5 protein-coding genes are annotated in these 4,454 nt (G+C 72.7%); 2 read left to right on the top strand and 3 right to left on the bottom strand.

Annotated elements, in window-relative coordinates:
- Window positions 1-312, top strand: a 312-nt coding sequence (locus tag ACWDX9_RS60385) for a PfkB family carbohydrate kinase (protein WP_449972931.1), incomplete at its 5' end; no start/stop codon positions are given.
- Here the strand turns inward: ACWDX9_RS60385 and ACWDX9_RS60380 are convergent.
- Together ACWDX9_RS60380 and ACWDX9_RS60375 are read right to left on the bottom strand one after the other, a co-directional pair.
- Window positions 296-1,507 (bottom strand): MFS transporter, encoded by a 1,212-nt coding sequence (locus tag ACWDX9_RS60380; protein ID WP_449972929.1) that lies wholly within the window; start codon window positions 1,505-1,507, stop codon window positions 296-298. The two genes, ACWDX9_RS60385 and ACWDX9_RS60380, sit on opposite strands and share 17 nt — an antisense overlap.
- Window positions 1,508-1,615: 108 nt before the next feature.
- Window positions 1,616-2,677, bottom strand: a complete 1,062-nt coding sequence (locus ACWDX9_RS60375; protein ID WP_449972927.1) for a cation diffusion facilitator family transporter — start codon at window positions 2,675-2,677, stop codon at window positions 1,616-1,618.
- A gap of 49 nt (window positions 2,678-2,726) precedes the next feature.
- Between ACWDX9_RS60375 and ACWDX9_RS60370 the strand changes: the two genes are divergently transcribed.
- A complete protein-coding gene (locus tag ACWDX9_RS60370) occupies window positions 2,727-3,083 on the top strand; it encodes an ArsR/SmtB family transcription factor (protein ID WP_449972925.1) in 357 nt (118 codons plus the stop codon).
- Here the strand turns inward: ACWDX9_RS60370 and ACWDX9_RS60365 are convergent.
- On the bottom strand, window positions 3,080-3,709 hold the full coding sequence (locus ACWDX9_RS60365; protein WP_350726867.1) for an ACT domain-containing protein: 630 nt from the start codon (window positions 3,707-3,709) through the stop codon (window positions 3,080-3,082). The two genes, ACWDX9_RS60370 and ACWDX9_RS60365, sit on opposite strands and share 4 nt — an antisense overlap.
- Window positions 3,710-4,454: the final 745 nt, after the last annotated feature.

Below are 4,454 nucleotides of genomic sequence, written 5' to 3'. Positions count from 1 at the left end.
GAGAGGCAGGCCGACCTCGTGCGGTCGCTGTCCGCGCTCGGCGTGCCGGTGACGTGGCTCGGCCCCGGCGACCCGCGGCCGGTTCCCGGCGTGCGCGCCTTCCCGGCCGCGCCGCTGCCCGGGCCGGTGGCCGACAGCAACGGCGCGGGCGACGCGTTCGTCTCCGGCTTCCTGTACGGCACGTTGCGCGGCCGGTCGCTGGAGGAGTGCGTACGCCTGGGCGCGGCAGCCGGGGCGCACGCGTGCACGGTCGCCGGCACGCACGAGTCCCCGATCACGGAGTCCGCGCTGCTGGCTACGTTTTCGCGGTAGACGACTGATCCAGCTCCCGCCAGGCCCGGCAGACGAACGGCGGGATGGACGTGATCAGGTAGAGGCTGGTGAACGCGTAGAGCGTGGTCCGCAGGCCGGTCAGCTCGGTGAGCGAGCCGGCCAGCAGCCCGCCGGCCGGCATGGCCGCGTACGCGGCGGCCGTCATGGTGCCGAGCGCCCGCGCTCTCATGGGGGCGGGGATGCGGCCGAACTGCAGGATGCCGAGGATCGGGTTGATCGCGCCGGCCGCGAACCCGGACACCGCGGCCGCGGCGAGCGCCACGGGGAACGGCGCGCCGAGCGCCAGGACCAGTACGCGCGGGACGCCGGCGATGAGGAAGCACACTCCGTAGGTCAGCCTCATGGGTAATCGTTCGCCGGCGGCCCCGTACACGATGGTCCCCACCACGGCGCCCGCCCCGAGCGCGCCGGTGAGCAGGCCGAACGCGCGGGGGTCGCCTGCCACGTCGCGGGCGTACAGGGCCAGCAGCACCTGGGTCACGCCCGTGTCGAGCATGTTGACGACCACGATCATGCTGGTGGCGCTCATCTGCAGGCGGTCGCGCCAGAGGAAGGCCAGGCCGTCGCGCAGGTCGCGGATGTAGCCGCCGGATTCGCGTTCGCCGTTCTCGATGCGCGGGACTCCGCCGGCGATGAGCGCCGCCGACAGGAGGAAGGTGACGCCGTCGACGATGAGGAGCGTGCTCGGTCCCGCCCAGAGGATCAGGATGCCGGCGAGCGGGGCGCCCACCATGGTCGCGCCGCGGCTGGCGCCGTCGTACGCCGCCGTCGCGTGCTCGATGCGGACGCGGCCGAGGGCCGACAGGTCGGGCAGCATGGCCTTGCGCGCGGTCTCCCCCGGCGTGGCGGCCAGCCACCGTACGAACAGCAGGAGCAGCAGGAGCGGATAGGACAGCCCGGTCGTCAGGAACAGCGCCGGAACCGCGAGGACGACGACCCCGCTCACCAGGTCGGACACCACGCTCGCCCCGCGGAACCCCAGCCAGTCCACCAGCGTGGCGCCGAACGCGGCGGAGATGACGATGGGGAACGTGGTGGCGAAGGCGGCCAGCCCCGTGAGCCCGGCGCTCCCCGTGGTCTCCAGGACGAACCAGGGGACGGCGAGCATGGAGAGCACGTTTCCGGTGACGGACAGAGCGTTGGCGGACAGCAAGGTGATGAATGGACGCCTCACGCGTAATGCCCCCGGCATCGTCTCCCGCCTCAGCGTTCCTCACGGTCGGCGTGCGGTCAAGGCAGGGTTCCGTGGCCCAGGCCGGTTGCCCGACGCGCGGCGGCGGGCTCAGCCCGGCCGGTGGGTGGACAGGCTGGCGTGGTGGTCGGCGCCCGCGGGGCCGTGCGGGTCGGTGTGGACGGTGGCGGCTCTCAGGCGCGGGAGTTCGTGGATGAGCCGGTGCTCGGCCTCCACCGCCACCGCGTGGGCGTCCACCACCGACATGTCATGATCTACCAGGATCTCCACCTCGGCGTGCAGGGCGTGGCCGATCCAGCGCAGGCGTACGGAGCCGACGCGGTGAACCCCGTCCACCGCGCCCAGGATGCTCTCGGCGCGGTCCACGAGGTCCGGGTCCACGGCGTCCATGAGCCGGTGGTAGATCTCGCGGGCGGCGTCCCGCAGCACGAAGCAGATGGCGAACGTGATCAGCAGCCCCACGATCGGGTCCGCCAGGGGGAAGCCGAGCGCGGCGCCGCCCGCGCCCAGGAGGACGGCCAGCGAGGTGAAGCCGTCGGTCCTGGCGTGCAGCCCGTCGGCCACCAGGGCGGCCGAGCCGATCTCCCGGCCCACCCTGATCCGGTAGCGGGCCACCCACTCGTTCCCCGCGAACCCCACCACCGCCGCCCCGGCCACCCATCCGACGGCCCGGAGGTCCTGGGGGTTCAGCAGCCGGGTGACGGCCTCGTATCCGGCCAGGGCCGCCGAGGCGGCGATCAGCAGGACGATGACGATGCCCGCGAGGTCCTCGGCCCTGCCGTACCCGTAGGTGAAGCGCCGGGTGGCGGCGCGGCGGCCGAGCGAGAACGCGATCGCCAGCGGGACTGCGGTGAGCGCGTCGGCCACGTTGTGCAGGGTGTCGCCGAGCAGCGCGACCGACCCGGAGGCCACGACGATCACCGCCTGAACGGCGGCGGTGACCATCAGGACGGCGAACGAGACGGCCAGCACGCGCATGCCGCGACTGCTGGTCTCCAGGGCGGCATCGGTCTTGTCGGCGCTGTCGTGGGTGTGGCCGCTGAGCGGATTGTGAGCCGCGACGGCGGCGAACCACCCGCGGCTCTTGCCGAGATGCCCGTGCCCGTGCCCGTGTCCGTGCCCGTGTTGCGTATGGCCCCTGTGGTCAGTCATGGCATTCCTCGCTTGCGCAATTCGACCCTTTTGACCAGGATATGTAGTCATGTACGCACGCGACAACGTCTCAGGTGCTGACCAGTCGCAAGAGCAACCCACTCCCGCCCAGGTGAACGCGGCGGTGGACGCCTTCCGCATGCTCAGCGACGGCACCCGGCTGAGGCTGATGTGGTTGTTGTCATCGGGCGAGAAGGATGTGAACTCGCTTGCCGAGGCCATCGGCGTGCCCCGCCCGTCCGTGTCGCAGCACCTCGCCAAGCTCCGGCTGGCGGGACTGGTGGACACCCGCAGGGACGGGCGTCGCGTGCTCTACACCGCACGCGACTCCCACGTACGGGCTCTCATAGCGGAGGCCCTGTTCCACGCCGGCCACGAGGTGTCCGGCCTGCCCCGCCACGACTAGCCGGTTGCCGCCCCGGGCCGGGCGCGGGCGGCCAGCTTGGCGACCACGTCCACGATGCGGGCGGCGCGCTCCAGCTCGGCGCGGTGGAACACCGGCCCGTCCGCCCTGGCGACCACCAGGTGCAGCCCCTGTGCCACCACCGGCAGCAGCATCAGGCGCAGTTCATTGGCGTCGAGGGTGGCGGCCCGTGGCGGGGGTTCCGGCAGGTTCAGCTCGAACTTCTCGGGGGCGGCCAGCGAGGCGTGCCGTACGGCGCCGTCGGCCAGGGCCACCGACCACTCCGCGCCGCACAACCCCGGCAGCGCGTCCACCAGCGCGGCGAATCCCCGGGCGGGCTGGGACACGACGTGCATGAGAAGGTCATAGTCCAGCGCCGAGCCCGGCACCTCCTTGGTCGCCCAGACGCCCTCCACCCGTACACCCGGCATGGCCGACAATCGATCGCGAGCCTCTGAGGCGGTCACCGGCCCAGGCCAGGAAACAGTGAAATCGTCCACGGCCCGTCCGGCCTCGCGTTCGAGCACGGTGACCTGCAGGATGTCCGCGCCCAGCGCTCCAAGAGACTTGGCGACCTGGCCAAGGCCGCCCGGCCGGTCCGGCAGCGACACCCTCAGTCGCAGCAGCATTGCCGCCCCCTTTCAGAGGCTCTCACAGTGCCGTGGAAAAGTTTCGAGCATGTTCCACGAATATGTCGCGCACGCTGCGGTTATATCCCAGCATGCAGCGTTAAGTCCGGAATGTCGATAAAGGGCTGTCGCCGGTTTCCGCAGGTCATGGTACGCCCCTCCCCCGCACCTCCGGCCACCCCAAACCGCCCACCGGACCGAGCTCTCACGCCCCGCACCTCCCACCCATCACCACCCCACGACACGCGATCTCACACCCTTGAATACGCCCTCACCACCGCACCGCACAAAGAGCGCCGACCCCCACCGCACAACACCTCCGCCGACGCGACGCCCGAAAGCCACCCACCGCGACGAGCGGCCAGGACGGGCCGCCGCGATGGCCGCCGCACGAGGGCGCCGAGCCCCACCGCGCCACATCCCGCCGACGCGGCGCTCGGAGGCCACCCGCCGAGAAGAGTCGCCGAGACGGGCGGCCGTGACGAGCCGCCATGATCTCCGCACGGTGAGTGGCCCCCGCCGCACCGCATCCCGCCGCCCCCCGGTCCGGGCGAGGACGCTCGGCAGGGGTGCCCCTGAGGCCCTTCGAGAGCGACGAGAGGGCGCTGACGTGGCGCCGCAGCGCGCTCGCCGGGGCGGGCTGACCGGCCGGGAGCGCGGAGCGGGCGGGAGCGGAACCGCCGGAGCGGGGGCGGGGGCGGGGGCGGGGCGCGACGAGGCGCGGCCGGGGGACCCCGTGCGCGGG

This window comes from Nonomuraea sp. NPDC003201, from assembly GCF_053590415.1.
Note: the sequence above shows the minus strand (reverse complement) of the source record. Positions and strands in the feature narration are given on the sequence as shown.